At 63.4% G+C, this 24,112-nt stretch carries 16 protein-coding genes and 2 pseudogenes; 11 read left to right on the plus strand and 7 right to left on the minus strand.

The genetic code is table 11. The features are described from left to right. Window positions 1-42: 42 nt before the first annotated feature. Window positions 43-1,779 (plus strand): IlvD/Edd family dehydratase, encoded by a 1,737-nt coding sequence (locus H045_RS10305; RefSeq protein ID WP_003232000.1) that lies wholly within the window; start codon window positions 43-45, stop codon window positions 1,777-1,779. A gap of 48 nt (window positions 1,780-1,827) precedes the next feature. Then, complete coding sequence (locus H045_RS10310) at window positions 1,828-2,550, plus strand: FadR/GntR family transcriptional regulator (RefSeq protein ID WP_003232002.1); 723 nt, start codon at window positions 1,828-1,830, stop codon at window positions 2,548-2,550. 213 nt (window positions 2,551-2,763) lie between these two features. Here the strand turns inward: H045_RS10310 and H045_RS10315 are convergent, their stop codons facing one another. Further along, window positions 2,764-4,896: a TonB-dependent siderophore receptor gene (locus H045_RS10315; RefSeq protein ID WP_015372313.1), complete on the minus strand. Its 2,133-nt coding sequence runs from the start codon at window positions 4,894-4,896 to the stop codon at window positions 2,764-2,766. Between the two features lie 203 nt (window positions 4,897-5,099). Further along, window positions 5,100-6,191 (minus strand): NADH:flavin oxidoreductase/NADH oxidase, encoded by a 1,092-nt coding sequence (locus H045_RS10320; RefSeq protein ID WP_015372314.1) that lies wholly within the window; start codon window positions 6,189-6,191, stop codon window positions 5,100-5,102. Window positions 6,192-6,284: 93 nt separating this feature from the next. On the opposite strand from H045_RS10320, the gene H045_RS10325 reads away from it, so the two are divergent. Beyond that, window positions 6,285-6,584: an ArsR/SmtB family transcription factor gene (locus tag H045_RS10325; RefSeq protein ID WP_015372315.1), complete on the plus strand. Its 300-nt coding sequence runs from the start codon at window positions 6,285-6,287 to the stop codon at window positions 6,582-6,584. Between the two features lies 1 nt (window position 6,585). Here H045_RS10325 and H045_RS10330 read toward each other — a convergent pair whose 3' ends face one another. Continuing rightward, window positions 6,586-7,644, minus strand: coding sequence for a GGDEF domain-containing protein (locus tag H045_RS10330; RefSeq protein ID WP_015372316.1), 1,059 nt, complete (start codon window positions 7,642-7,644; stop codon window positions 6,586-6,588). Window positions 7,645-7,669: 25 nt separating this feature from the next. Beyond that, window positions 7,670-8,506 carry a hypothetical protein gene (locus H045_RS10335; RefSeq protein WP_015372317.1) on the minus strand — a complete coding sequence of 279 codons (837 nt, stop codon included), beginning with the start codon at window positions 8,504-8,506 and terminating at the stop codon, window positions 7,670-7,672. Window positions 8,507-8,767: 261 nt separating this feature from the next. On the opposite strand from H045_RS10335, the gene H045_RS10340 reads away from it, so the two are divergent. The 6 genes and pseudogenes from H045_RS10340 to H045_RS10360 all read left to right on the plus strand — a co-directional run bounded on the left by H045_RS10340 (window position 8,768) and on the right by H045_RS10360 (window position 17,135). After that, entirely contained in the window at window positions 8,768-9,658 is an 891-nt protein-coding gene (locus H045_RS10340; RefSeq protein WP_015372318.1) for a bestrophin family protein, read from the plus strand. Window positions 9,659-9,955: 297 nt separating this feature from the next. Next, window positions 9,956-10,834, plus strand: a pseudogene (locus H045_RS25820) (cache domain-containing protein); the annotation flags it as partial. Window positions 10,835-11,227: 393 nt separating this feature from the next. Then, a pseudogene (locus tag H045_RS25825) lies at window positions 11,228-11,743 on the plus strand (methyl-accepting chemotaxis protein); the annotation flags it as partial. Window positions 11,744-12,223: 480 nt separating this feature from the next. Continuing rightward, entirely contained in the window at window positions 12,224-14,632 is a 2,409-nt protein-coding gene (locus tag H045_RS10350; protein WP_015372320.1) for a glucose/quinate/shikimate family membrane-bound PQQ-dependent dehydrogenase, read from the plus strand. A gap of 109 nt (window positions 14,633-14,741) precedes the next feature. After that, window positions 14,742-15,818, plus strand: a complete 1,077-nt coding sequence (locus tag H045_RS10355) for an aldo/keto reductase (RefSeq protein ID WP_015372321.1) — start codon at window positions 14,742-14,744, stop codon at window positions 15,816-15,818. Window positions 15,819-15,995: 177 nt separating this feature from the next. Beyond that, window positions 15,996-17,135 carry a hypothetical protein gene (locus H045_RS10360; protein WP_236277911.1) on the plus strand — a complete coding sequence of 380 codons (1,140 nt, stop codon included), beginning with the start codon at window positions 15,996-15,998 and terminating at the stop codon, window positions 17,133-17,135. Between the two features lie 67 nt (window positions 17,136-17,202). Here H045_RS10360 and H045_RS10365 read toward each other — a convergent pair whose 3' ends face one another. Then, a complete protein-coding gene (locus tag H045_RS10365) occupies window positions 17,203-18,111 on the minus strand; it encodes a LysR family transcriptional regulator (RefSeq protein WP_015372323.1) in 909 nt (302 codons plus the stop codon). 205 nt (window positions 18,112-18,316) lie between these two features. Here H045_RS10365 and H045_RS10370 point away from each other — a divergent pair, with 205 nt between their 5' ends. Beyond that, complete coding sequence (locus H045_RS10370; RefSeq protein WP_015372324.1) at window positions 18,317-18,706, plus strand: helix-turn-helix domain-containing protein; 390 nt, start codon at window positions 18,317-18,319, stop codon at window positions 18,704-18,706. A gap of 58 nt (window positions 18,707-18,764) precedes the next feature. Beyond that, window positions 18,765-21,521, plus strand: a complete 2,757-nt coding sequence (locus H045_RS10375) for an ATP-binding protein (protein WP_015372325.1) — start codon at window positions 18,765-18,767, stop codon at window positions 21,519-21,521. Here the strand turns inward: H045_RS10375 and H045_RS10380 are convergent. Further along, complete coding sequence (locus H045_RS10380; RefSeq protein ID WP_041931626.1) at window positions 21,468-22,913, minus strand: ATP-binding protein; 1,446 nt, start codon at window positions 22,911-22,913, stop codon at window positions 21,468-21,470. The two genes, H045_RS10375 and H045_RS10380, sit on opposite strands and share 54 nt — an antisense overlap. Before the next feature lie 148 nt (window positions 22,914-23,061). After that, window positions 23,062-24,012, minus strand: a complete 951-nt coding sequence (locus H045_RS10385) for a GlxA family transcriptional regulator (RefSeq protein WP_015372327.1) — start codon at window positions 24,010-24,012, stop codon at window positions 23,062-23,064. Between the last annotated feature and the right edge of the window lie 100 nt (window positions 24,013-24,112).

A 24,112-nucleotide genomic window follows, 5' to 3' on the forward strand; every position in this document is an offset into this window, starting at 1 on the left:
GCCGCAGATAGAACATATAGTCATACAATAAGAGAATCGATCATGCCTGACAAAAAGCCCGGCCTACGCTCCGCCCAGTGGTTTGGTACCGCCGACAAGAACGGCTTCATGTACCGCAGCTGGATGAAGAATCAGGGCATCGCCGACCATCAGTTCCATGGCAAGCCGATCATCGGTATCTGCAATACCTGGTCGGAGCTGACCCCGTGCAACGCGCATTTCCGCCAGATTGCCGAGCACGTCAAGCGCGGCGTGATCGAGGCCGGCGGCTTCCCGGTGGAGTTCCCGGTGTTCTCCAACGGCGAATCCAACCTGCGCCCCACCGCCATGCTCACCCGCAACCTGGCGAGCATGGACGTGGAAGAAGCCATTCGCGGCAACCCGATTGACGGCGTGGTGCTGCTGACCGGTTGCGACAAGACCACCCCGGCGCTGCTGATGGGCGCCGCCAGTTGTGACGTGCCGGCCATCGTGGTTACCGGTGGGCCGATGCTCAACGGCAAGCACAAGGGTCAGGACATCGGTTCGGGCACCGTGGTGTGGCAGCTCAGTGAACAGGTCAAGGCCGGCACCATTACCCTGGATGATTTCCTCGCGGCCGAAGCCGGCATGTCGCGTTCGGCAGGCACCTGCAACACCATGGGCACCGCTTCGACCATGGCCTGCATGGCCGAGGCACTGGGCACGTCGCTGCCGCACAACGCGGCGATCCCGGCGGTGGATGCGCGACGTTATGTACTGGCGCACATGTCCGGCATGCGCGCGGTGGAGATGGTGCGCGAAGACTTGCGGCTGTCGAAGATCCTCACCAAAGAGGCGTTCGAGAACGCGATCCGCGTGAACGCGGCCATCGGCGGTTCGACCAACGCGGTGATCCACTTGAAGGCCATTGCCGGGCGCATCGGTGTCGAACTCGACCTGGACGACTGGACCCGCATCGGCCGGGGCATGCCGACCATTGTCGACCTGCAGCCCTCGGGCCGCTTCCTGATGGAAGAGTTCTATTACGCCGGCGGCCTGCCGGCGGTGCTGCGCCGCCTGGGTGAAGCCAATCTGATCCCGCACCCGAACGCGCTGACCGTCAACGGCAAGTCCCTGGGCGAGAACACCAAGGACTCGCCGATCTACGGCCAGGACGAGGTGATCCGCACCCTCGACAACCCGATCCGCGCCGACGGCGGCATTTGCGTGCTGCGCGGCAACCTGGCGCCGCTGGGTGCGGTGCTCAAGCCCTCGGCGGCGAGTGCCGAGCTGATGCAACATCGCGGCCGCGCGGTGGTGTTCGAGAACTTCGACATGTACAAGGCGCGCATCAACGACCCGGAACTGGACGTGGATGCCAACTCGATCCTGGTGATGAAGAACTGCGGGCCCAAGGGTTATCCGGGCATGGCCGAGGTGGGCAACATGGGCTTGCCGGCCAAGCTGCTGGCTCAGGGTGTGACGGACATGGTGCGTATTTCCGATGCACGCATGAGCGGCACCGCGTACGGCACGGTGGTGTTGCACGTGGCTCCTGAAGCCGCTGCGGGCGGGCCGCTGGCCACGGTGCAGGAAGGTGACTGGATCGAACTGGACTGCGCCAATGGCCGCCTGCACCTGGACATCTCCGACGCCGAACTGGCGGCGCGCATGGCCGACCTCAAGCCTGCGCAGAACCTGATCGTCGGCGGCTATCGCCAGCTGTACATCGACCATGTGCTGCAGGCGGACCAGGGCTGCGACTTCGACTTTCTGGTGGGTTGCCGCGGTGCCGAAGTCCCACGGCACTCCCATTAATCGGGATGTTATGATGCGCCGAATCTAAGCCAGAGCCTGCCTGTCGTTATGGATCACCAGCCGCCCAAGCCGCGCAAAAGCATGCATGCCCAGATCGTTCAGGACTTGGGCATGCACATCGTCTCCGGTCGCTTCAAGCCCGAAGAGCGGCTGCCCATGGAAGCCACGCTGTGCGAGGAATACAAGGTCAGCCGCTCGGTCCTGCGCGAGGCCACCCGGGTGCTGAGCGCCAAGGGCCTGGTGTATTCCAAACCACGGGTGGGCGCGGTGGTGCGGCCCCGGCTGAAGTGGCACCTGCTCGACCCGGACGTGTTGTCCTGGTTGATGCAGTCCACGCCCCACAGTGAGTTTTTCAACACGCTGGCCGGCGTGCGGCGCATCCTCGAACCGGAAATCGCCGCGATGGCCGCGACCACTGCCACCGACGAAGACATCGCCGGCATCGAGCAGGCCTACCAGGGCATGGAAACCGCGAAAACCCACGACGAACTGCTGCAGGCCGACCTGGATTTCCACCGCGCCATCGCCGACGCCACGCGTAACGACCTGCTTGCCTATATGTGCAACATGCTGTCGCTGCCGTTGCGCGAATCGATCAACATCACCAACCGCCGCCCGGATATCCAGGGCCTGAGCCTGCCCCGGCACAAGGCAATCCTCACCGCGATCCAGAACCGCGACGCCCTCGGCGCGCGGCACGCCTCGCTGGTGCAACTGGATGACACCCGCGTGGCGCTGGATACGGTGATGAACGTGTTGACGCCGCTTTAGACTGGCTCCCGGCCCTGTGGGAACAGGGTTGTCGTGGCGAGCAGACTTGTCCTGCGTTGGGCTGCGCAGCAGCCCCAAAACCAGGCGCTGAGCCGTATCAGGTACACCGCGTTTTCCTTGATTGGGGGCGCTTAGCACCCCAACGCGGGGCAAGCCCGCTCGCCACAGCAAGCCTACTTGCCACAATAAGCCCGCGCGTCATGGAGATAAGGGTTAGAGGGTGTAGGAGATTCCCACCTGCACGGTGCGTGGCTCACCCGGATACGCATAGAAGTTCAGGAACGAACCCTCTTCGTACTCACGGTTGAACAGGTTCTTCACGTCCAGGTTCAGCCTGACCTTGTCATTGACCTTGTAGTAACCGAGCAGGTCAACCACGGTGTAGGACCCCATGGTGAACGTCGAGTTGCTGGTCTGCCCGGCACGTTCGGCGACGTACTTGCCGCCTGCGCCAAGACCCAGCCCCTTGAGCGTGCCGTCCTGGAACTCATACACGTTGAGCAGGCTGAAGCTGTTGCGCGGGATGTTGGCCAGGCGCGTGCCGGTGCGCACTGTGGTGTCCTTGGTAACGGCGGCATCCACGTAGGCATAGCCGCCGATCACCCGCCACTCCGGCGTCAGGTTGCCGGCCACGTTCAGGTCGAACCCGCGGCTGCGCACCTGGCCCGTCGCGACGTTGAAAGCTGAGTCGAGCGGGTCGGTGCCCTGCACGTTTTTCTTCTCGATCTGGTAGATCGCCGCGTCGACGCTCAACTGCTCCAGCGCCTCCCACTTGACGCCCATCTCATAGGACTTGCCCTGCTCCGGATCGAACCCGCCACCCAGGCGGCTGGCCCCGGTGTTGGGCTTGAACGAACGCGCGGCATCGGCGTAAAGGGCGACGGTGTCGGTCAGGTCATACATGATGCCGACCCGTGGAGTGACGGCGTTGTCGGCCGCATCCCAGGGTTTCACGCCCGGCACATAGGACGTGTACTGATGCTCGAAACGCTCGAAACGCGCGCCGGCCAACACGCGCAGGCGTTCGGTCAACGCCACCTGGTCCTGAACGAACGCGGCGTAGGTCTTGAGGTTTTCCTTGTCGTGGGTGGGGGTGCGGGTCAGCGCCGGACGCGGCTGGCCGTAGACCGGGTTGAAGATATCGATGGGGAACGTGCCCGCCTCCGCGCTGGAACGCTGGATGATCGACTTGTAGTCGTAGTCTTCGTATTCCACACCGGTCAGCAGGGTGTGCTCGAAACCGCCGGTGGAGAAGTGCCCGGTCAGGTTGAGCTGGTAGTCCTGGTCGGTCCATTCCAGCTTGCGGTAGTTGAAGTTGCGTTGCAGGGTGCGGCCGTCGGCGCCCAGGCTGCTGGCGTTGTTCGCCTCCACGCCGTCGCCCTTCATGGTGCCGTCCAGCCACTGAACTCCGCCGCCGAGGGTCCAGTTGTCGTTGAGCATGTGCTCGAAACGCAGTTGGGCCATGTTGTTGTCGTTGTGCAGGTCGCCGGCGTACTTTTCGCCCCAGAAGGTGTCGCGTGACGGCGTGCTGCGCTGGTTGGCGAAGCGGGTCAGGCCGCGATCCAGCGGGTGGTTGTTGCGGATGAAGTCGCCTTCGAAAATCACCTTGGTGGCGTCGTTGGCCTGCCAGGTCAGCACCGGGGCCACGCCATAACGTTCGGTGGAGACGTGGTCGCGGAAGGTATCACCGCCCTCGCCCACCACGTTGAGGCGATAGGCCAGGCGGCCATCGTCATCCAGCGGGCCGGACGCATCGAGGGTGCCGCGCTTCATGCCCTGGTCATCGAGCTGGCTGCCCAAGGTGACGGTGCGCTCGGGCAGGGGTTGCTTGGAAACCACGTTGAAGGTGCCGCCGGGATCGCCGCGCCCGTAGAGCATGGTCGCTGGCCCGCGCAGCACTTCGAGGCGTTCGATGGTGTTGGCGTCCGGCATGGCCGGGTAGCCACGGTTGATCGGGAAACCGTTGCGGTAGAACTCGGCGGTGGTAAAGCCGCGCACGGTGAAACTGGTGAGGCCCTGACCGCCAAAGTTGTTGGCCCGACCCACGCCGCCGGCGTAGTCGAGGGCTTCCTGCAGGCGCGTGGCGCCGATGTCTTCGACCACATCCTTGGGCACCACGCTGATGGACTGCGGGGTTTCATGAATCGAGGTATCGGTTCGCGTCGCACTGGCCGAGCGGGTGGCGCGGTAGCCCTTGACCGGCCCCTGTGCGGTTTCGTAGTCGGCGGCGCCAGTCACATTGGTGGCCTGCAGCTCGATACTGGCCTTGTCGGCGGGAGCCTCCTCTGCCCAGGTGAACGGGGAAAACGCCTGAAGCACACAGATGGAAATCAGGGTACGACGCATGAATACGAACCTAGTAAAAGAGCCAGATGGGGCGGCATCCCTGCCAATTTCGAGGCGCATGGTATATCAACGCATTCTCGTTTGACATGCATTCTCATTTGTTATTTTTCGAGTGTCCACTTTGTATCAAAGGTTCTACCAAAGAAAATCCGCGCAAAAAAAAGCCACTCGATCGAGTGGCTCATGCAGCGGTGCAGCTCGCCTCAGCGATAACGCTCAAGCCAATGCGCGTATGGCGCCGGCAAGGTCCACGAGGCGTTTTCCACACCCAGCTCCTTGGCGGCAAAGTACGCCCAATGCGGATCGGCCAGGTGCGCGCGGCCTACCGAGACCAGGTCCAACTGACCATTTTGCAAGGCCGCTTCGGCCAGGTGCGGCATGCCGAAGCCCCAGGCCGAGGTCACAGGAATACCGGCTTCGCGGCGTACGCGCTCGGCCACAGGGCCAAGAAAGGCCGGGCCCCATGGAATGTGGGTGTCCGGAATGGTGAAACCCACGCTGACGCTGAGCAAATCCAGGCCACCGGCCTTGAAGCGGCGGGCCAGTTCGATGGATTCGGTGAGGGTCTGCTCGTCGCGACCGTCGTACTCGATCACGCCGAAACGCGCGGTTAGTGGCAAGTTTTCCGGCCAGACTTCACGCACGGCGGCCAGGGTTTCCAGAAGGAAACGGCTGCGATTGTCGAAGCTGCCGCCGTAGGCGTCGGTACGCTGGTTGGAATGCTCGGAGAAAAAGCTCTGGCCCAGGTAACCGTGGGCGAAGTGCAGCTCGATCCACTCAAAGCCGGCGTCACGGGCGCGGCGCGCGGCGTCGACAAAGTCCTGCTTGACGCGGGCGATGTCGTCCAGGGTCATGGCGCGCGGAACGTTGGGCAAGTTGGTACCAAAGGCAATCGCCGACGGCGCGATGGTTTCCCAGCTGCGCGCGTCGGAGGGCGGCATGTGGTCATCGCCTTCCCACGGGCGGTTGGCGCTGGCTTTGCGGCCGGCGTGGGCAATCTGGATGCCCGGCACGGCACCAGCGGCCTTGATAGCCTTGACCATCGGCACGAAAGCCTGCGCATGCGCATCGCTCCAGATACCGGCGCAGCCCGGCGTGATGCGCCCTTCCGGCGAGACTGCGGTGGCTTCAACCACCAGCAACCCGGCGCCGCCACGGGCCATGCTGGCCAGGTGCACGTGGTGCCAATCGTTAACCATGCCGTCATCGGCGCTGTATTGGCACATGGGAGGGATCGCAATGCGATTGCGCAGTGTCACATCCTTGAGCGTGAACGGTTCGAACAGTGCAGACATCGGGAAACTCCAGAAGCGAAGTGGGTAATTCGATAGTTCGATGGTAATCGAACTATGGTATTCGGCGCTACCCCCCTGTTATGATCCGCCGCCATGCGAGCCTTCAAACACCCCGCCGTGCAAGACCTCACACTCGAGCGCCTGCTGTATGCCCTGAGTGACCCCGTGCGCCTGGATATCGTGCGCTGCCTGGCCGGGGTTCCCGAGGCCTCCTGCGGCGAACTGGACGGCGGGCGGCCCAAGTCGAGCATGTCCCACCACTTCCGCGTGTTGCGTGACGCCGGCCTGGTACACACCCGCAGCGTCGGCACTACCCACATGAACTCGCTGCGCCGCGATGAACTGGAAACGCGCTTTCCCGGGCTGCTGGCGAGCATTCTGGCCCAGGGCTGAGTCAGGCCCTGGTGATCACGCGATTGTCCGCGTCGCTGCACTGCGCCTGTAACGGGGCGCCGTCCAGGTAGACGCAGTCCTTGCCGTTGCGCTTGGCCATATACAGGTTGCGGTCTGCATTTTTGAGCACCGTCGACACATCATCCCCCGCCGCGAAGCCGGTCATGCCTGCGCTGCACGTGTAGTGATGGGGCGGCGCAACGCTGCCGCGAATGTTGTGCAGCAGGCGCAACGCAAACGCACTGGCCACTGAAGGGTCATCCCCCACCAGCAACACGCCGAATTCCTCACCGCCGATGCGGCCGAAACTGTGGCTCCCAGGGGTGGCCTTGAGGCAATCGGCCATGGCGCACAAAATCCTGTCGCCGACATCGTGGCCGAACTGGTCGTTCTTGAGCTTGAAACTGTCAATGTCCAGCATCAGAAAATAGCCGCTCTCCCCTGCGGCTATCAACTTGGCGAAACTTTCCATCAGCGCGCGCCGGTTGAGAATGGAGGTGAGGTAGTCCGTCTGCGCCAGCACGCGAAACTCGCTTTCCACCAGCAGCACGGACCGCAGGTTCTTCAGGTAAGAAAAACTCAGGATGAAACCGATCGACACCGATGCGGCGCAAAAGATGAACAGATAGACCTGCGCGCCCTCGTAAAACGATTCAGAGAGAATCGGCCACATCACCGCCCACACCAGCGCCGCGCAGATCAAAAAGTCCTGTACCGAGATAAACAGCAGCGCACTGCTGACCACCAGGGTCACCGCCAGCGGCAAGGCAAATACCCGCAGTTCCAGGTTGGCGCCGATCACGTGAAAGAAACCAACGCACAGCAACACCATGTACACCACGCCCAGCACCCGCCAGGCGAAAAAGTTGGTGACCACGCGGTGGCATCCGCACACCAGCAGCAGCCCCAGCGTGACCAGTCCCTCCGGCACGCCGGACGCCTTCAGCGGCCCGGCCAGCAAAACGCCCAGCCAGGCGATGATGCCGATCAGTTCGGCCTGGGTCACCGCCGGCGACAACAAACGTTGCATGCGCGGCCTGAGTTTCACGTTATTCGGCATCTTTCACTCCCTGTGCGCTGGCGGTCTACGTGCGTTTGGCATGACTCAGTTTAAGACTGTGCAAGCAAGTGGCAAATGAATACGCCATGAAACGGCGGACCAGATATATAAAGGGCGGCAACACTTCCAGTTGGGTTTTGGAATGAACCTTGAAATACCCCCGATCGGCACCTTCCTGAACCAGGCGAATGACATGGGTCTTGGAGACCGACAGTTGCTCGGCGATCGACAAATACGAAGACACGCGGAAACTTGCGCCCGAATTATCCTGCGCACAGGCATCGTTATAAATCGCCAGCATTAACATATGCCCGCCATCGCGCTTGAGCAGCCAATAACAATCGGGCAGCAATAGATCAATCGACAGGTCATTGTCGAGCAGCGTCGCATACCCCTTGAAATAACGGGACAGGTAGGCGTGATCATCCAACTGCCCCACGCCCGCAAAAATGCCCTGCCCGGGACACATCATCTGCGTCGGTTCCACCACCGACCGAAGCAGCGACCTGACCTCCTGACAGGCCTGGGGCGACGGTCCGAATACCCGCAGGCGGCTGTCATCCGGATGCCCCGCCACCTGCATGAACCCCAATGCGCGAAACAGCAGGAATATCGACTCAAGGCTGTTTCGGGAAGAAAAGCCGCGTGCCACACAAAACTCTTTCACCTCGGAAAGAAGCGGCTCCGGTTTGGAAAAATAAGTACTCAATAAGGTAAACGACACCATCAAACGATTGAACTTCAACGCCGTCTTATAGAAAAACGCTCTTTTTGAATAGGTCTCCAGCAACATCTTGTAATGAATACGGATGCACGCCTCAAGTTCCACATGTTGCTCAAACGCTTGCACCGATTCTTCCATCGCCAACTTCAAAGAACTGCCACACATGAGAAAAAGCCCTGATCAAACAACTTGGATGCACTGATCTCAATTGCAGTACCGATAATGGCGTTTTGCCTTGAGCGCAATCTATAGCGATTAAACAAGCGGACCGCGTCGTTACCAAAATTGTTCCGCAACAGCCGGGCGGCTTAACCGTTTCAGTCCCGCGCCGAACCTTCCCGGCAAGCTGGCGTCCGAGCTAGAGCATAGTCGTTCATCGCCCCGCTGCGAGGTCCCCATTTGAAAGCCGCCATCCTCAAAAAATACCGCCTGATCATCAAGACCATGGGCTACGTGGGCTGGTCCCTGTTCTGGCTGTTGTTGTGGGATATCGCCGTGACGGTGGACTTCATGCTGTTCCTCAACGCCAAGGTCAACCTGCCGCTGATGCCGCTCACGCTGCTGGGTTCGGCGTTGATCGTGCTGATCAGCTTTCGTAACAGCAGTGCCTACAACCGCTGGTGGGAAGCACGCACCCTGTGGGGGGCGATGGTCAACAACTCGCGCAGCTTCGCGCGTCAGGTGCTGACCCTGCTTGACGATCCCGACAGTGAAGTGAACCCGATCAAATCCACCTTGTTGCGTCGGCATGTGGCCTACGTGAACTGCCTGGCCGCGCATCTCAGGGGCCAACCCTGCCCGGACGAGGTCCGTGCGTTCATTCCCGCCGAAGAGTTCGCGCGCAATGGCGCCACCAACAACTTTGCCAATGACATTCTCACCGGCTCTGCGGCGATCCTGTCGCGCGAATACAAGGCCGGGCATCTGGACAGCATTCGCCTGGCGCGGATCGAATCGACGCTGGTCGATCTCTCCAACGCCCAGGGTGGCATGGAGCGCATCGCCAATACGCCACTGCCCTACCCCTACGTGTACTTTCCACGGCTGTTCATCTCGCTGTTCTGCCTGATCGTGCCGGTAGGCCTGGTGGAATCCCTGGGCTGGTTCACGCCGCTGGCCTCCACCGTGGTGGGCTTCATGCTGCTGGCCATCGAACGCATCGGCACCGACCTGCAAAGCCCGTTCCGCTCCAGCGAACACCAGATCCAGATGGAAGCGATCTGCGAAACCATCGAGAAAAACCTGCAATCGATGCGCCGTGACACCCTCGCCGACACCACCATCGGCTGATAGCCCTCTGCCCCTCAAGTGAATGCCCCCTCGGTCGATAAACCGGGGGTACGCATGGCAATTCCCCCTCAAAACAACCCGTGCGACATTCAGCGCTAGCGTTTCCCCTTGCCAAAACTATAAATATCCGCGGGTGAAGTCATGAATATCAAGCAGAAGCTGACCTGGGCGTTCGCGGCTATCGCGTGCGTGCCGGTGATCCTCGTCGCGGTGTTGGTCGTTCTCAATGTGCGCGAGGGGGCCAAGGCCAATTTCCTCGACAGCAGCGGTCGGGAAATCCGTCAGATCGACAATGGCATGAAGCAGTTCTTCGACGGCATCACCCAGAACGTCGATTACGTGGCCAAGGACCCGCGCGTGGTCACGGCCAAAGACCTCAAGAGCTATGTTGGCGCCGATGCCGCGAAACTCCCGCTGACCGCGACCAATCAGGAACTGCTGGCGATTTTCGATCAGTTCGCCAAAAGCCATCCCAGCACCGCCTATCTGTCCCTGGGACTGAGCGACGGCGGCTACGCCAGTTGGCCGGATGACCCCAAGATCAGCAACTACGACCCGCGCCTGCGTCCCTGGTACCAGGCCGCCATCGCCGCGCCCGGCACCACCGTGCGCACGGGCGCCTATTATTGGGCGCCGGACGATGTGGTGCTGATCGGCACCGTGCGCACCGTCGCCGATGCCGCAGGCAAAGTGCTTGGCGTGGTTGGCCTGGACGTGTCGCTCAAGCAGCTCACCGAACTGGTGCGCAACATCAAGCTGGGCGACAGCGGCTACCTGATGCTGGTCGAAGCCAGTGGCAACGTGCTGGTCGACCCCAGCGATGCCAAGCACAACTTCAAGCCCCTGGCCGAGCTGGGCCCCAACTACGCTGAACTGTCCAAGCGCGGCGACGGCGTGACCCAGATCGACATCGACGGCGTGCCCTACATGGCCAACGTGGTCAGCTCCAAAGACCTGGGCTGGCGCTTTATCGGCCTGATCAAGCGCGACGAAGTAATGGCCGATGCCACCCGTCTCACCTGGTTGATCGCCGCCATTGCTGCTGCGCTGGCGATTGTCTTCGCCATCGTCGGCGCCAGTTTTGCCAGGGTGATCGTGCGTCCGATTCGCGGCGTCGCCGACGGCCTGCAGGAAATCGCCGAAGGTGAAGGCGATCTCACCCGCCAGCTCAAGGTGCAGGGCAAGGACGAAACCGCCAGTCTCGCCGGTTGGTTCAACCAGTTCCTGGGCATGATCGCGCAGTTGGTGCAGCGCATCGGCAATGCGTCGGCCGACCTGCAGACCGCCGCCGCCGACACCAGCGATGTGGCCAACAACCTCAACCAGGCTGCCGGTCGCCAGCGTGAAGCGGTGGAATTGGTGAGCACCGCGTTCAACGAGATGGTGGCCACTGCCAACGAAGTGGCACGCTCCTGCAGCGCCGCAGCGTCGAGCGCCGACCAAGGCTACCGCGACGTGCACACCGGCGAGCAGCATATCGGCGAAGCCACCGGCAGCGTGCTCAAGCTCAGCGAAGACCTGCAGAAGTCGACGCAGACCATGCAGCTGCTGGAGCAGGACAGCCAGAACATCAACACCATCCTCGACACCATCCGCTCGATTGCCGAACAGACCAACCTGCTGGCGCTCAACGCCGCCATCGAAGCCGCGCGCGCCGGTGACCAGGGCCGTGGTTTTGCGGTGGTCGCCGACGAAGTCCGCGCCCTGGCGCGCCGTACGGCTGACTCCACCGGTGAAATCGACAGCCTGCTCGGCAACCTCGCCCGCCGCACCCAGGAAGTGACCCAGCAGATGCAGGGCAGCCTGCAGGTGTCCCACACGAGCGTGGAACGCATCCAGCAGGCCCGCGACAGCTTCGACAAGATCCGTGGCTCGGTGGACTTGATCCGCGACCAGAACACCCAGATCGCCACTGCCGCAGAGGAACAGCACCAAGTGGCCGAGGACATCAACCGCCACATCGCGCAGATCCATGCCGATGCGCAGTTGGTCGAAGGTTTTGCGCATTCGGCGCAGACCGGTTCGGGGCGTTTGACGCATATTTCCGCGCAGCTCAAGGGGCTGGTGGGACGCTTCAAGGTCTAAGCGGCCAGGGTGGCGATGCACTGGAGGACGCTAAGAACCCACCAAAAATGCACCACGGCAACATCAGGGCACGTTCGATCTGACCTGTGTAAGCAATGGCTCACCTGTGTTGTGGCGAGCCCCAATGCCGTTCAGTTAAGTGCAGATTCCCCTGTGGCGAGCAGGCTTGTCCTGCGTTGGGCTGCGCAGCAGCCCCAAAACCAGGCGCTGAGCCGTATCAGGTACACCGCGTTCTGCTGGATTGGGGGGCGCTTCGCACCCCAACGCGGGGCAAGCCCGCTCGCCACAATAAGCCCACGCATTTTCCTCAACTGAACGGCATTAGGGCAAACCCGCTCGCCACAGTGAGGCCTCGCCACAACCCTCTCAATTGACTGTGGCAGTCTCGGTAACAGTCTATTGCGAGACGATAATGTACTAACTGGTTACTTATGTTGCTAAAATCGCCGCCTTGCCCTCTCTCACTCGAGTCCTTTCGACATGAAACGAGCATCGCGCGCCGCTGGCGTCTCTAGATTCTTCCTGCTGGGCCTGGGCGTGATCATCGCCCTGCTCGGCCTTGCGCTTGCCGTCGGCGGCGCCAAACTGGTCAGCCTGGGTGGGTCCTGGTACTTCCTGATCGGCGGTGTGGCCATGGCGATTTCCGGGTTGCTGGTTGCCAAACGCAAAACGGCGGGCGCGTGGTTGTTCGGCGCATTCCTTGTCGGCACGGCCATCTGGGCGGTGGCGGACGTGGGCCTGGTGTTCTGGCCCCTGTTCTCGCGGCTGTTCATGTTCGCCGTGATCGGCCTGGTGGTGGCGCTGGTGTATCCGCTGCTGGCCGGCCGGCCAGCGCGTGGCGCCTATGGCGTGGCGGCCGTGTTGGCAGTCGGCGTGGCGGTGGCAGCGGGCAACATGTTTGTCGCCCACCCAAGCGTCGCCCCCACCGGCGCGGGACCTGGCGTCACGCCGGTGGTGGCGGCGGAAGCGCAGAAAGACTGGGCCCACTACGGCAACACCGAAGGCGGCAGCCGCTTCGCCGCGCTGGACCAGATCAACCGCGACAGCGTCGACAAACTCAAGGTGGCCTGGACCTACCGCACCGGCGACGTGGCCATCAGCGACGGCAACGGCGCCGAAGACCAGCTCACGCCGCTGCAGATCGGCAACAAGGTGTTCATCTGCACACCGCACAACAACCTGATCGCGCTGGATGCCGACACCGGCAAGGAGTTGTGGAAAAACGAGGTCAACGCCCAATCGGCGGTGTGGCAGCGTTGCCGTGGCATGGCGTATTTCGACGCCACCGCGCCGCTCAATCAGCCCACCCAACCGGGCAGCTCGCCGATCATCGCCGCCAGCGTACCCGCCGGCGCGCAGTGCCAGCGCCGTCTGCTGACCAACACCATCGACGCACGCCTGATCGCCGTGGATGCCGACACCGGCCAATTCTGCGAAGACTTCGGCAGCCATGGCCAGGTCGACCTCAAGGCGGGCCTGGGCAATGTGCCAGACAGCTACTACCAACTGTCTTCGGCGCCATTGATCGCCGGCACCACCGTGGTAGTGGGCGGCCGCGTGGCGGACAACGTGCAGACCGACATGCCCGGCGGCGTGATCCGTGGTTTTGATGTGATCAGCGGCCAGATGCGCTGGGCCTTCGACCCGGGCAATCCCGAAGACAAACAGGCACCCGCCGCTGGCAGCACCTACGTGCGCAGCACGCCCAACAGCTGGGCGCCGATGTCCTATGACCCGCTGATGAACACGGTCTTCCTGCCCATGGGCAGTTCGTCCACCGACATCTACGGCGTGGAACGTACCGCGCTCAATCACAAGTACGGCGCATCGGTGCTGGCGCTGGACGCCTCCACCGGCGCGGAAAAATGGGTGTACCAGACCGTCCACAACGACCTCTGGGATTTCGACCTGCCCATGCAGCCAAGCCTGATCGACTTCACCCCGCCGGGCAGCGACAAGGCCGTGCCGGCGGTGGTGATCGGCACCAAGGCCGGGCAGATCTACGTGCTTGACCGCGCCACCGGCAAGCCGCTCACCGATGTCCAGGAAGTGCCGGTCAAGGCCGCGAACATTCCCAACGAACCCTATGCGAAAACCCAGCCCAAATCCGTCGGCATGCCGCAGATCGGCGCGCAAACCCTGCGCGAATCGGACATGTGGGGCGCCACGCCGTACGACCAGTTGCTGTGCCGCATCGACTTCAAAGGCATGCGCTACGACGGCCTCTACACCGCGCCGGGCACCGACAAATCCCTGAGCTTCCCGGGGTCGCTCGGCGGCATGAACTGGGGCAGCCTCTCCACCGACCCGGTGCACGGTTTTATCTTCGTCAACGACATGCGCCTGGGCCTGTGGATCCAGATGGTGCCGTCGCAGAACAAGGCCCTGGCCGCCTCCGGTGGTGAAGCATTGAACACCGGCATGGGCGCCGTGCCGCTCAAGGGCACGCCGTATGCGGTGAACAAGAACCGCTTCCTGTCAGTGGCCGGCATTCCGTGCCAGGCGCCGCCGTTCGGCACCCTCACGGCCATCGACATGAAGACGCAAAAAATCGCCTGGCAAGTGCCGGTCGGCACGGTTGAAGACACCGGCCCTCTGGGCATCCGCATGCACCTGCCGATCAACATCGGCCTGCCTACGCTGGGTGGCACGCTGTCGACCCAGGGCGGCCTGATCTTCATCGCCGGCACCCAGGACTTCTACCTGCGCGCCTTCAACAGCGGCAACGGCGACGAAGTCTGGAAAGCCCGTCTGCCCGTGGGCAGCCAGGGTGGCCCGATGACCTACGTCTCGCCCAAAACCGGCAAGCAGTACATCGTGGTCACCGCCGGCGGCGCGCGCCAGTCCACCGACCGTGGCGACTATGTGATCGCCTACGCCCTGCCCTGATCGTCTCCGCGCGCGATGCCCCTGTGGCATCGCGTCTCAGGTAAAAAATTCAAACTATCGCGCCCTGTGTCGTTCACAACCCTACGTTCAATGTGAAACAGGAGGCGACATGCAGTATCGACAACTGGGCCATTCGGGCTTGCTGGTATCCGAAATCGTCCTGGGCACCGTGCCCTTCGGCGGGCGCGCCGAGTTCGAAAAATGCGGCGCCGTGGATGTGCCCCAGGCCAGGCGCATGTTTGATATCGCGTTCGAGGCAGGCGTGAACATGGTCGACACCGCCGACCTGTACTCCCACGGCCTGGCCGAGGAAGTGGTCGGCAAGGCCCTGGGCGACAAGCGCCACGACATCCTGCTGGCCACCAAGGGCCGCAGCCCCGTGGACGACAACCCAAACAACTCTGGTTCCTCGCGCTACCACCTGATTCGCGCCTGCGAAGCCAGCCTCAAGCGCCTGGGCACCGACCATATCGACCTGTATCAACTGCACAACTGGGACGGCCTGACGCCGATCGAGGAAACCCTCGAAGCCCTGCGACTGCTGGTGGGTTCGGGCAAGATCCGCTACTTCGGCACCAGCAACTTCACCGCCTGGCAAATGATGAAAGCCCTGGGCAAAGCCGAGCTGCACGGCATGCTCAAGCCCATCACCCAGCAGATCTACTACACCCCGGAATCCCGCGAGGCCGAGTACGAACTGCTGCCCCTGGCGCTGGACCAGAATATCGGCACCCTGGTATGGGGCCCGATGGGCGAAGGCCTGCTGACCGGCTCCACGCGGCGCGGACAGAAGCCGCCGGCCAATACTCGCCAGGGCAGCGACTGGCCGGAACCCTACGTGCATGACCCGGAACGCGCGCTGGACATCATCGAGACCCTTGCCGCCGTGGGCGACGAGCACGGTGTGTCGGTGGCACGCACCTGCCTGGCCTGGCTCAAGGACCGCCCGGGGATCACCTCGCTGATCATCGGCGCACGCACCGAGGAGCACCTGCGCGACAACCTGGCCGCCACCGAGTTGAAACTCACCGAGGAACAATCATCGCGCATCGAGGCCGTGACGCGGCGCCAGCCGTTGTATCCGTACTGGCATCGGTTCACCGCCGGTATCGATCGCTTTGACCCGGCCGAACAGCCGTTCCTGGCAGAGCATCGCAAGACCCTGGATGCGCGCAAGGACAAGTAGCCACGGTGAACAGCGTGCCGAGGTTGAAGGCTGACCCTGGCCAAGCCCCCTTTCCACCTGTGGCAAGGGGGTCTACCTGTCCGTTCGGTCAGTACCCACAGCGTTGCGAGCTTGGCAAACTGCCTCCCTCGACACTGCCGCTGTGCGCAGCCACACAAGGACCCAACGATGAACAGCATGGATTCCATTCTTCGCCAGTTTTCGGCTGAAGGCGCCACCCATCTCTACTCCAGTCCGCCCTCGGTATTGACCCCCGCCGACCTCTACCGGGCCAAGGACGACGCCCTTTATCGAGAGATGATCGCCGGCAGCAATATCTACCTGATCACGGCGCGCCGGCGGGTGCTGATCAATCCTTACGACCTGCAATTGCAAGGCCGTACGGTGCACGGCAGCTTTTTCCTGGTGATGGATGAGACGGGTGAGCAGCCCATCCCCTTCAGCTACGAGATCCCGCCGATCACGCCAGGGGATCGCGACGCCATCGAACAGGTGCAGGTCGCCCCCAACGGCACCCACCTGCTGATCACCACCGCCACACGCCAGGTCATCACCGCCGCCCATATCGTGGTGGCCAACGCCAGCAGTGCACTGCACACCGAGCAACGGGACATGAATGTGCTGTATGTCGGCCAGGGCCTGGGCAAGGTCAACGCACTGACCGCCGTCGACCGTTTGCTCAACCACACCACCCTGCAACGCATCCTGGCCGAAGCTTCGACCAACACCCCGGAGCTGGAAATTTCGCTGCTGCTGTATCGCTTCGAACACGGACGCACCGTGATCAGCAACGGCGGCGACCTCAACCTTGATCCCGAAGCCTGCGAGCAGGAGGATCACGCGCACTTCGAACGGCTGCGCTCGGTGCGCCTCAATCGCGATGAGGTGGTCACCCTGGCGGAAGCGGCACTGATCAACCACTTCAAACCGCAGTACAACACGCTGCTCAAGTCCACCAACTTTGCCGCCCAGACCCACAAGAAGATCAAGCCGCTTAAAAAACTGCTGGCCAAGGGCATTACCGGTTTGACCGTGGAAATCTGCAGCGCGAACATCAACGCGCGCCTTTTCACTCGCGATGCATTGCCCCTGGAGCCGAGCGAGCTGATGCCTGCCCATGTCCTGCAGGGACAGGCGTTTGATAATGAGCAGGATAAACGCGCGTGGTTCGAACACGTGCGGGAGATGGCGCATACCCATCTGGCGCAGTTCCCGCTCACCACGCCGCAGGAGCGCGAGACCTTCATGCACGGCATGGTGTGGCTGGGGCAGACGCAGCGAGAGCGGATATGGCCGATGCATGGCAAGGCTGAATAACGCGCCCTGACACTCAGGCATCGGGAGCGAGCCCCCTCCCTCAGTTTTACAGTGTTCGGCGGACACGTTACCCCAGGCAAGCCATATGCTCCGCAATCCTGCCTCTCAACCAGCGCTCCGCCGGATCATTGTCATGCACCCCGCTCCACACCATCGACAACTGCGCCGCCTCGATCAAAAACGGCGGATCCTCAGCCCGTAAACGCGTGCCCTCAGTCAACGCACACGCCGCATAATCCGGCACGGTCGCAATAACCTGCGTGCCCGCCAACAACGCCCGTAACCCACTGAACTGCGGCACCGCCAATACCACCCGCCGCGTGCGGCCGATACGTGCCAGGTCCAGGTCAATATTGCCGCTCAAATCCCCGGAAAACGACACCATCGCATGGGGCCGTGCGCAGTATTCATCCAGGCTCAACGGCGCGGTCCCGCCGTCTCCCCGCAGCACCTTGCAGGGAATGTCACGCAACCTCTTGCGTTTGGCATTGGCCGGCAACTCAGTGGTGTAACTGACCCCCACCGTGATCTCGCCACTGGCCAGCAACGACGACATCAACAGGTAATTGGCGCGCCGCACCACGACCACAATCCCCGGCGCTTCTTCGCGTAATTGGCTGAGCAACGGCGGAAACAGCCCGAACTCGGCGTCGTCCGACAAGCCGATGCGGAACACCGCGCAACTGGAAGAAGGATCGAAGTTTTTGGCGCGGCTGACGGCGCCCGAGATGATGTCCATGGCCGGTTGCAGCTCCTTGAGTATCGCCAGCGCCCGGGGCGTGGGTTCCATGCCGCGGCCGTTGCGCAGCAGCAACGGGTCGTCGAACAGATCGCGCAAACGTCCCAGCGCCGCGCTCACCGCCGGTTGGCCCATGAAGAGTTTCTCGGCGACCCGGGTCAGGTTCTTCTCGAACATCAGCGCCTCGAAAATCACCAGCAGGTTCATGTCGACGCGGCGCAGGTCGTTGCGGTTCATGGCGGTATCCAGACGATTGACAAGGGCTCAGATAACCATGCAACGCGGGTTTTGCATTGCACCTCTGTGCTGTCCTTTTACAGCCACGCACCTGACAAAATTAACAACGATTAACTCGCCAGCCAGACGACCGGGCACCATCATCAAGCGCGTCTACACTGCATTCATTCACCGGGAACGCTCCCATCGAAAACGGATATTCGTCATGGCCCGACTTGAGTATTGCGCACCCCGTGCGCCCACCCCCGGCGGCTTGTGCCCGCGACGTGAACGCATCGTCAAACAACTGATCCTCGCCCACCTCGGTGAAAGCCTGGCGATTGCCAACCTGGCCCAGGCCTGTGCGTTGTCGCGCAGCCATTTTTCCCGCGCGTTCAAATGCACCACCGGGCTGTCGCCCCAGGAATGGATCCGCCAGCAACGCATCCAGCGCGCCAAGGAGCTGATCACCGGGTCGTCCTTGAGCCTCACGCAGATCAGCCTCGAATGCGGGTTTTGCGATCAGGCGCACTTCAGCCATATCTTCACCCGCAGTGAAGGCATCAATCCCATGACCTGGCGAAATCACCACTCGCGCCCGGTTATCGCCGCCTAGTGGTCGGTGCCGGTGTGGACTATGCTGGGCACCTCCGTCTTATCGAGCATGGCCGTCCATGAACGACCTCAGCGACCAGGCCGTGCATTTTGGCCCCTATCAGGTGCACCCGCGACAGCGCCGGGTGCTGGAGGCCGGTCGCCCGTTGCGCCTGGGCCGGCGTGCGGTGGACATCCTGCTGGTACTGCTGGAGCACGCAGGCAATGTGGTGAGCAAGCAGGCACTGATCGCGCGGGTCTGGCCCACCAGCGTGGTGGAGGACGGCAACCTGCGTGTGCACATGGCGGCGCTGCGCAAGGCCCTCGGCGACGGCCAGGCCGGGCAGCGCTATATCGTGACGGTCGCCCAGCGCGGCTACAGTTTTGTCGCGCCCCTGAGCATCGAGCCCATGACCCTGCCCCATGACGGTCCACGCCCCGGCCACAACCTGCCGCTGCGCCGCACCCGCATGATCGGGCGCCAGGCGCTGATCGACACGCTGGTACAGCAACTGCCCCGACAGCGCTTTATCACCCTGACCGGCGCGGGCGGCATCGGCAAGACCACCGTGGCCCTGCGCGTGGCGGAGTTGCTGATCGGGCATTACCGCGACGGCATTCGTCTGCTGGACCTCGCACCGCTCAGCGCGCCGTCAATGATTGTGCCCAACCTGGCCGCCCTGCTCGACCTCACACCCGCCGCCGATGAGCCGCTGCCGAGCATCGCCCACAGCCTGCACGAACGCCAGTCGCTGCTGGTCATCGACAACTGCGAGCACCTGCTCGATGACATCGCCCTGATCAGCGAAACCCTGCTGCGCCACGCGCCCGGGCTGCACATCCTCGCCACCAGCCGCGAAGCCCTGCGCGCCGACGGTGAACAGGTGCAACGCCTCGACCCGCTGGCCTGCCCGCCCGCCACCGGCAACCGCGCCCAGGCCCTGGGTTACCCGGCCATGCAACTGTTGATCGAGCGTGCCATGGCCCATCAGGACAGCTTCGCCTTGAGCGACGCCGAACTGCCGCTGGCGATTGAGATCTGCCGGCGCATGGACGGCATTCCCCTGGCGATCGAACTGGTCGCGGCGCAGGTCGAGCGCTTCGGCCTGCCGGGCCTGCTGGTGCAGATGCAAGACACCTTCCGCTTGCAGGCCCCTGACCGACGCAACGCCCTGCCCCGCCAGCAAACCCTGCGGGCCACGCTGGATTGGAGCTTCGACCTGCTCAGCGCCTGCGAACAGAGCTGCCTGCGCCGCCTCGCCGTTTTTCGCGGAGGCTTCAGCCTGGCCAGCGCGACAGCGGTGAGCGCCGACGCGCAGCAGGCGCCGGCCGATGTGCTCGGCTCAATCACGCAACTGGTCGCCAAGTCCCTGCTCAATGTGGAGCCTGGCGACGACGAAGTGGTGTACCGCCTGCTGGACATCACCCGCAGCTACGCGCTGGAAAAACTCACCCTGGCGGCTGAGCTCGACGCCACCCGCGAACGTCATGCCACGCGCTGCCTGGTGCTGATGGAACAGGCCCGCGAAGATTGGGAGCTGACCGCAACCCAGGCCTGGATCGACCGCTACGCGCCGCTGCGCGAAGACATCCGCGCCGCCCTCGACTGGGGCCTGGGCGATGGCGGCGCGCACGTGCTGGGGATTCGCCTGACGGTCAGCGCCATGCCGCTGTGGCAAGAGCTGTCACTGCTGCGCGAACATGCACTGTACGTGGGCAAGGCACTGGCCCTGATGCAGCGGGCCCAGGTGCCGTGCACGCAACTGGCGATGCAACTGCAACTGGCGCTGGGCAGCCTGTCCTATCACGCCATGGGCGGCGCCCCGCAGACCATTGACGCCTTCGTCAGCGCCCGACGGCTGGCCGAAACGCGCGGGGATATCGCCGGCCAGTTGCGCGCGGTGTCCGGCCATATGGCGGTGAGCCTGTGCGCGGGTCGCTACCGTGAAGCCTTGAGCATGAGCACTCAGTTCGATCGCCTCGACCCGCGCACCGACCCGCTGCAGGACTTGAGCGCCCAGCGCCTGCGCGTGCTCGCGCAGCATTACGCAGGCAACCAGGCGCTGGCCCGACACAATGCCGAGCAGGTGATCCAGCGCATGGCCCAGAGCGGCCATCTCAATCGGTTTACCCACGCTTTTGGCGTGCAATATGACCAGAGCGTCGCCTCCCTGACCGTGCTGGCGCGGGTGTTATGGCTGCAGGGCTTGCCCGAGCAGGCGTGGCGCACCGCCAGCCAGGCCCTGGAGCTGGCGGTGCAAATCAACCATGGCACCACCCTCTGCTACACCCTGGCACTGGCCGGCGTGGTGATTGCCCGTTACAACGGCGATGAAGCGTCAGCGCAGTCATTGCAGGCGCTGCTGGTGCAGCAGGCGCACAAGCATTCGGCGCAGTTGTTCCAGACCTGGGCGCAGCTGTATTCCCAGCACCTTTCGATAGACGCCGTGCAGGGCCTGGACCTGGTCAAGGACATCCTGATTACCCTGGGTGTGGGGCGCGTGGATGATGCCGGGTTCGAGCGGGTGCGCAGCGGCGATGGCGGCTGGTGCGCGCCGGAGATTTTGCGCCTGCGCGCCGAGGCATTGCCCGACAGCGCCGCCGCCGAGTCGTTGCTCCTTGACGCCCTGGGCCTGGCCCATCAGCAAGGCGCCCTGGCCTGGGAATTGCGCTGCGCAACCTCACTGGCGCGGCTGTGGCAGCGCCAGGGCCGGCGACAGGCTGCGCACCCCTTGCTGAGTTCAGTCTATGCGCGCTTTACCGAAGGCTTTGCCACTCAGGACCTAATGAGCGCAGGCCGCCTGCTCGATGAGTTGCAAGACAAACGGCTGGCCTGAAAACGGCCCCAGGCCGTGCCCATAGTGCTGCTGCAAACGCGCCACCTGCTGCGGGTCGCGCAGCTGTGCCAGGGCGTAGCTGCGCACGCTGTTGAGCAGGCGATAACGCCGCGGGCCAGGGCCCGGTTCCACCCGCAACAGCGAGGTGTCGACCAGTCGCGCGAGCAGGTAAGGCAGGTCGGCGTGTGCAAGCTCGGTGCCGGCGATTCGCTCGGTCAATGCGGGCAAGGTCAGCGCCATCCGAAACAGCCCCAACTGCAGGAACAGCCAGCGTTCGGGCACGCTCAAGCGCGCGTAGCTCCAATCCAGCGCGGCGGTCATGGACTGATGCCGTTCGACCGCCGTGCGGCGGCCACGGGCCAATAGTTGCAGGCCATGGCGCAACTGCGCCTGCACGCCCTGCACGCCCAGCGCATGAACCTGAGCGGCGGCCAGTTCCACGGCCAGGGGAATCCCGTCCAGACGCCGGCAGATATCACGCAGCGCCGGCAAGTCCTGCGCACGCAGGACAAAGCCCTGCTGAGCGGCCTGCACCCGGGCCACAAACAGTTGCACCGCCGGGCACGCCATGGCTTGTTCAACAGAGGTACAGGCTGCGGACATTGCCAGGCCCGGCACGCGTTGCACCCATTCTTCCGGCAACCGCAAGGCTTCGCGGCTGCTCAGCAGCACCGTCACCTGGGGCGCCTGCTGCTGCAGGCAGCGCACCAGGTGACGGCAGGCGCCGAGCAGCAGGTCGGCGCCATCGAGCACCAGCAGTAGCTGGCGCACAGCCAATTGGCGGCACAATTGAGCGACGGTGTCGCAGGGCGACAGCTGCAATGCGCTGCACACCTGGCGCAGCATCGATTGCGGCGACGCGACTGTAGCCAGCTCCACCCACCACACGCCATCGCGGTAGCGCGGCAGCACGCGTTCGGCCAGCGCCAGGGCCAGCGTGCTCTTGCCGATGCCGGCGCAACCGGTGAGGGTCATCAGGCGTTGCCCGCACAGGCGTCGCCCCAAGGCACCCAACAGCTCGGCGTGACCGATCAGCGGGCTGAGCCGGGCCGCGAGGTTATGGCGCGGGATCGCTGGAGCATCGACGGTTTGCAGTGGCGCGACAAAGCAGTAGCCGCGCTGCGGGTCATTGACGATGCAGCGCTGCCCGTCCAGCGCACGGCGCAGTGCCGCGATGTGCACGCGCAGGTTGTTTTCTTCCACCACGCTGCTCGGCCACACGCGTGCGATCAGCGTGTCCTTGCCGACAAACTGGCCGGGGGCCTCCAGCAACACCGCCAGGATATCCAACGCCCGACCGCCCAACGGCACTGGCCAGCCGGCCTTGCTGACCAGGCGCTGTTGCCGGTGAAAGGTGTAGGGGCCGAAACTCAGCGTCGGAGCATTATTCATCGGTGCGCAGCGCTGGAACACCCGACCTTGGGCGTCTGCGCATCCTTTTCCAGGGGCCTGGCGTTATCTTGCCAGTTGCTCGGGACAGGACAATCCCGGCACGGGGAACCAGACGGACATTGGTGTGCCTGAGACGGACAATCGCGCCTTAACTGAACTGCTGACGGTACTGGGTGGGGTTCAGGCCGAGTTTTTCGCTGAATAGAAAGCGCATGTGCCGCACGCTGCCAAAGCCTGCGTGGAAGGCCACGGTCTTGAGCGGCAGGTCGGTGGTTTCCAGCAGGTGCCGGGCGCGATCGATGCGCGCGCCCTGCAGGAACGCCATGGGCGTCATCTGCACTTCCTTGGCAAACAGCCGCGCAAAATGCCGCGCGCTCATGCCGGCCAGCGCTGCCATCGACTCGATGCCAAACGGCTGGTCCAACTGCGCCAGCACCTGGTTCTGCACGCGGGTAATCGCGGTTTCGTGGGGCGCCACTGCGGCGGTCATCGGGCTGAACTGGGCCTGGCCGCCCTGGCGTTTCATCACCACCAGCAGCACCTTGGCCACGTCCACCGCAACCTGCTTGCCATGGTCCTGGGCCACCACCGACAGCGCCAGGTCGATGCCAGCGGTGACGCCGCCCGAAGTGATCAGACGGCCGTCCTGCAGGTAGATGTGGTCGGTCTCGACAGTGGCCTGGGGAAAGCCCTTGATCAGCCGCTCGGTGTAGTGCCAATGGGTTGTAACGCGACGACCGTCGAGCAGCCCGGCATGCCCCAGCACAAAAGCGCCGGTGCAGATCGAGCCATAGCGCCCGGCACGTGGCGCGGCGGCCTTGAGCCAGGGCAACAGCGCCGGATGGCATTCGTTGTAGGCACCGGGGCCGCCGGGCACCAGCAGCAAGTCGTAAGCGCCGCCGGCCTGATCCAGCAGCAGATCGGGCTGCACCTTCACGCCATTGGAGGCGACCACCTGGCCCGCATCGATGCCGAGGGTGACGATCCGATAATGGTCCGCCGCCGGCAGGTAGCGATTGGCAATCGAAAACACTTCGAGCGGACCGGCCATGTCGAGCAGCAGGAAATCCGGAAACAGCACCATGGCCACGGTTTTCATCGTTTCAATATCCATCGCGAGGGAAAGCGACGACCATTATGGCATGGCTTTTACTGTCAACTCTGGCGAGACAGTTATTCAGCTTTCATCTTCTTAATGA

Origin of the sequence: Pseudomonas poae RE*1-1-14 (assembly GCF_000336465.1) — a bacterium.
In the GTDB taxonomy this organism is placed as follows: domain Bacteria; phylum Pseudomonadota; class Gammaproteobacteria; order Pseudomonadales; family Pseudomonadaceae; genus Aquipseudomonas; species Aquipseudomonas poae.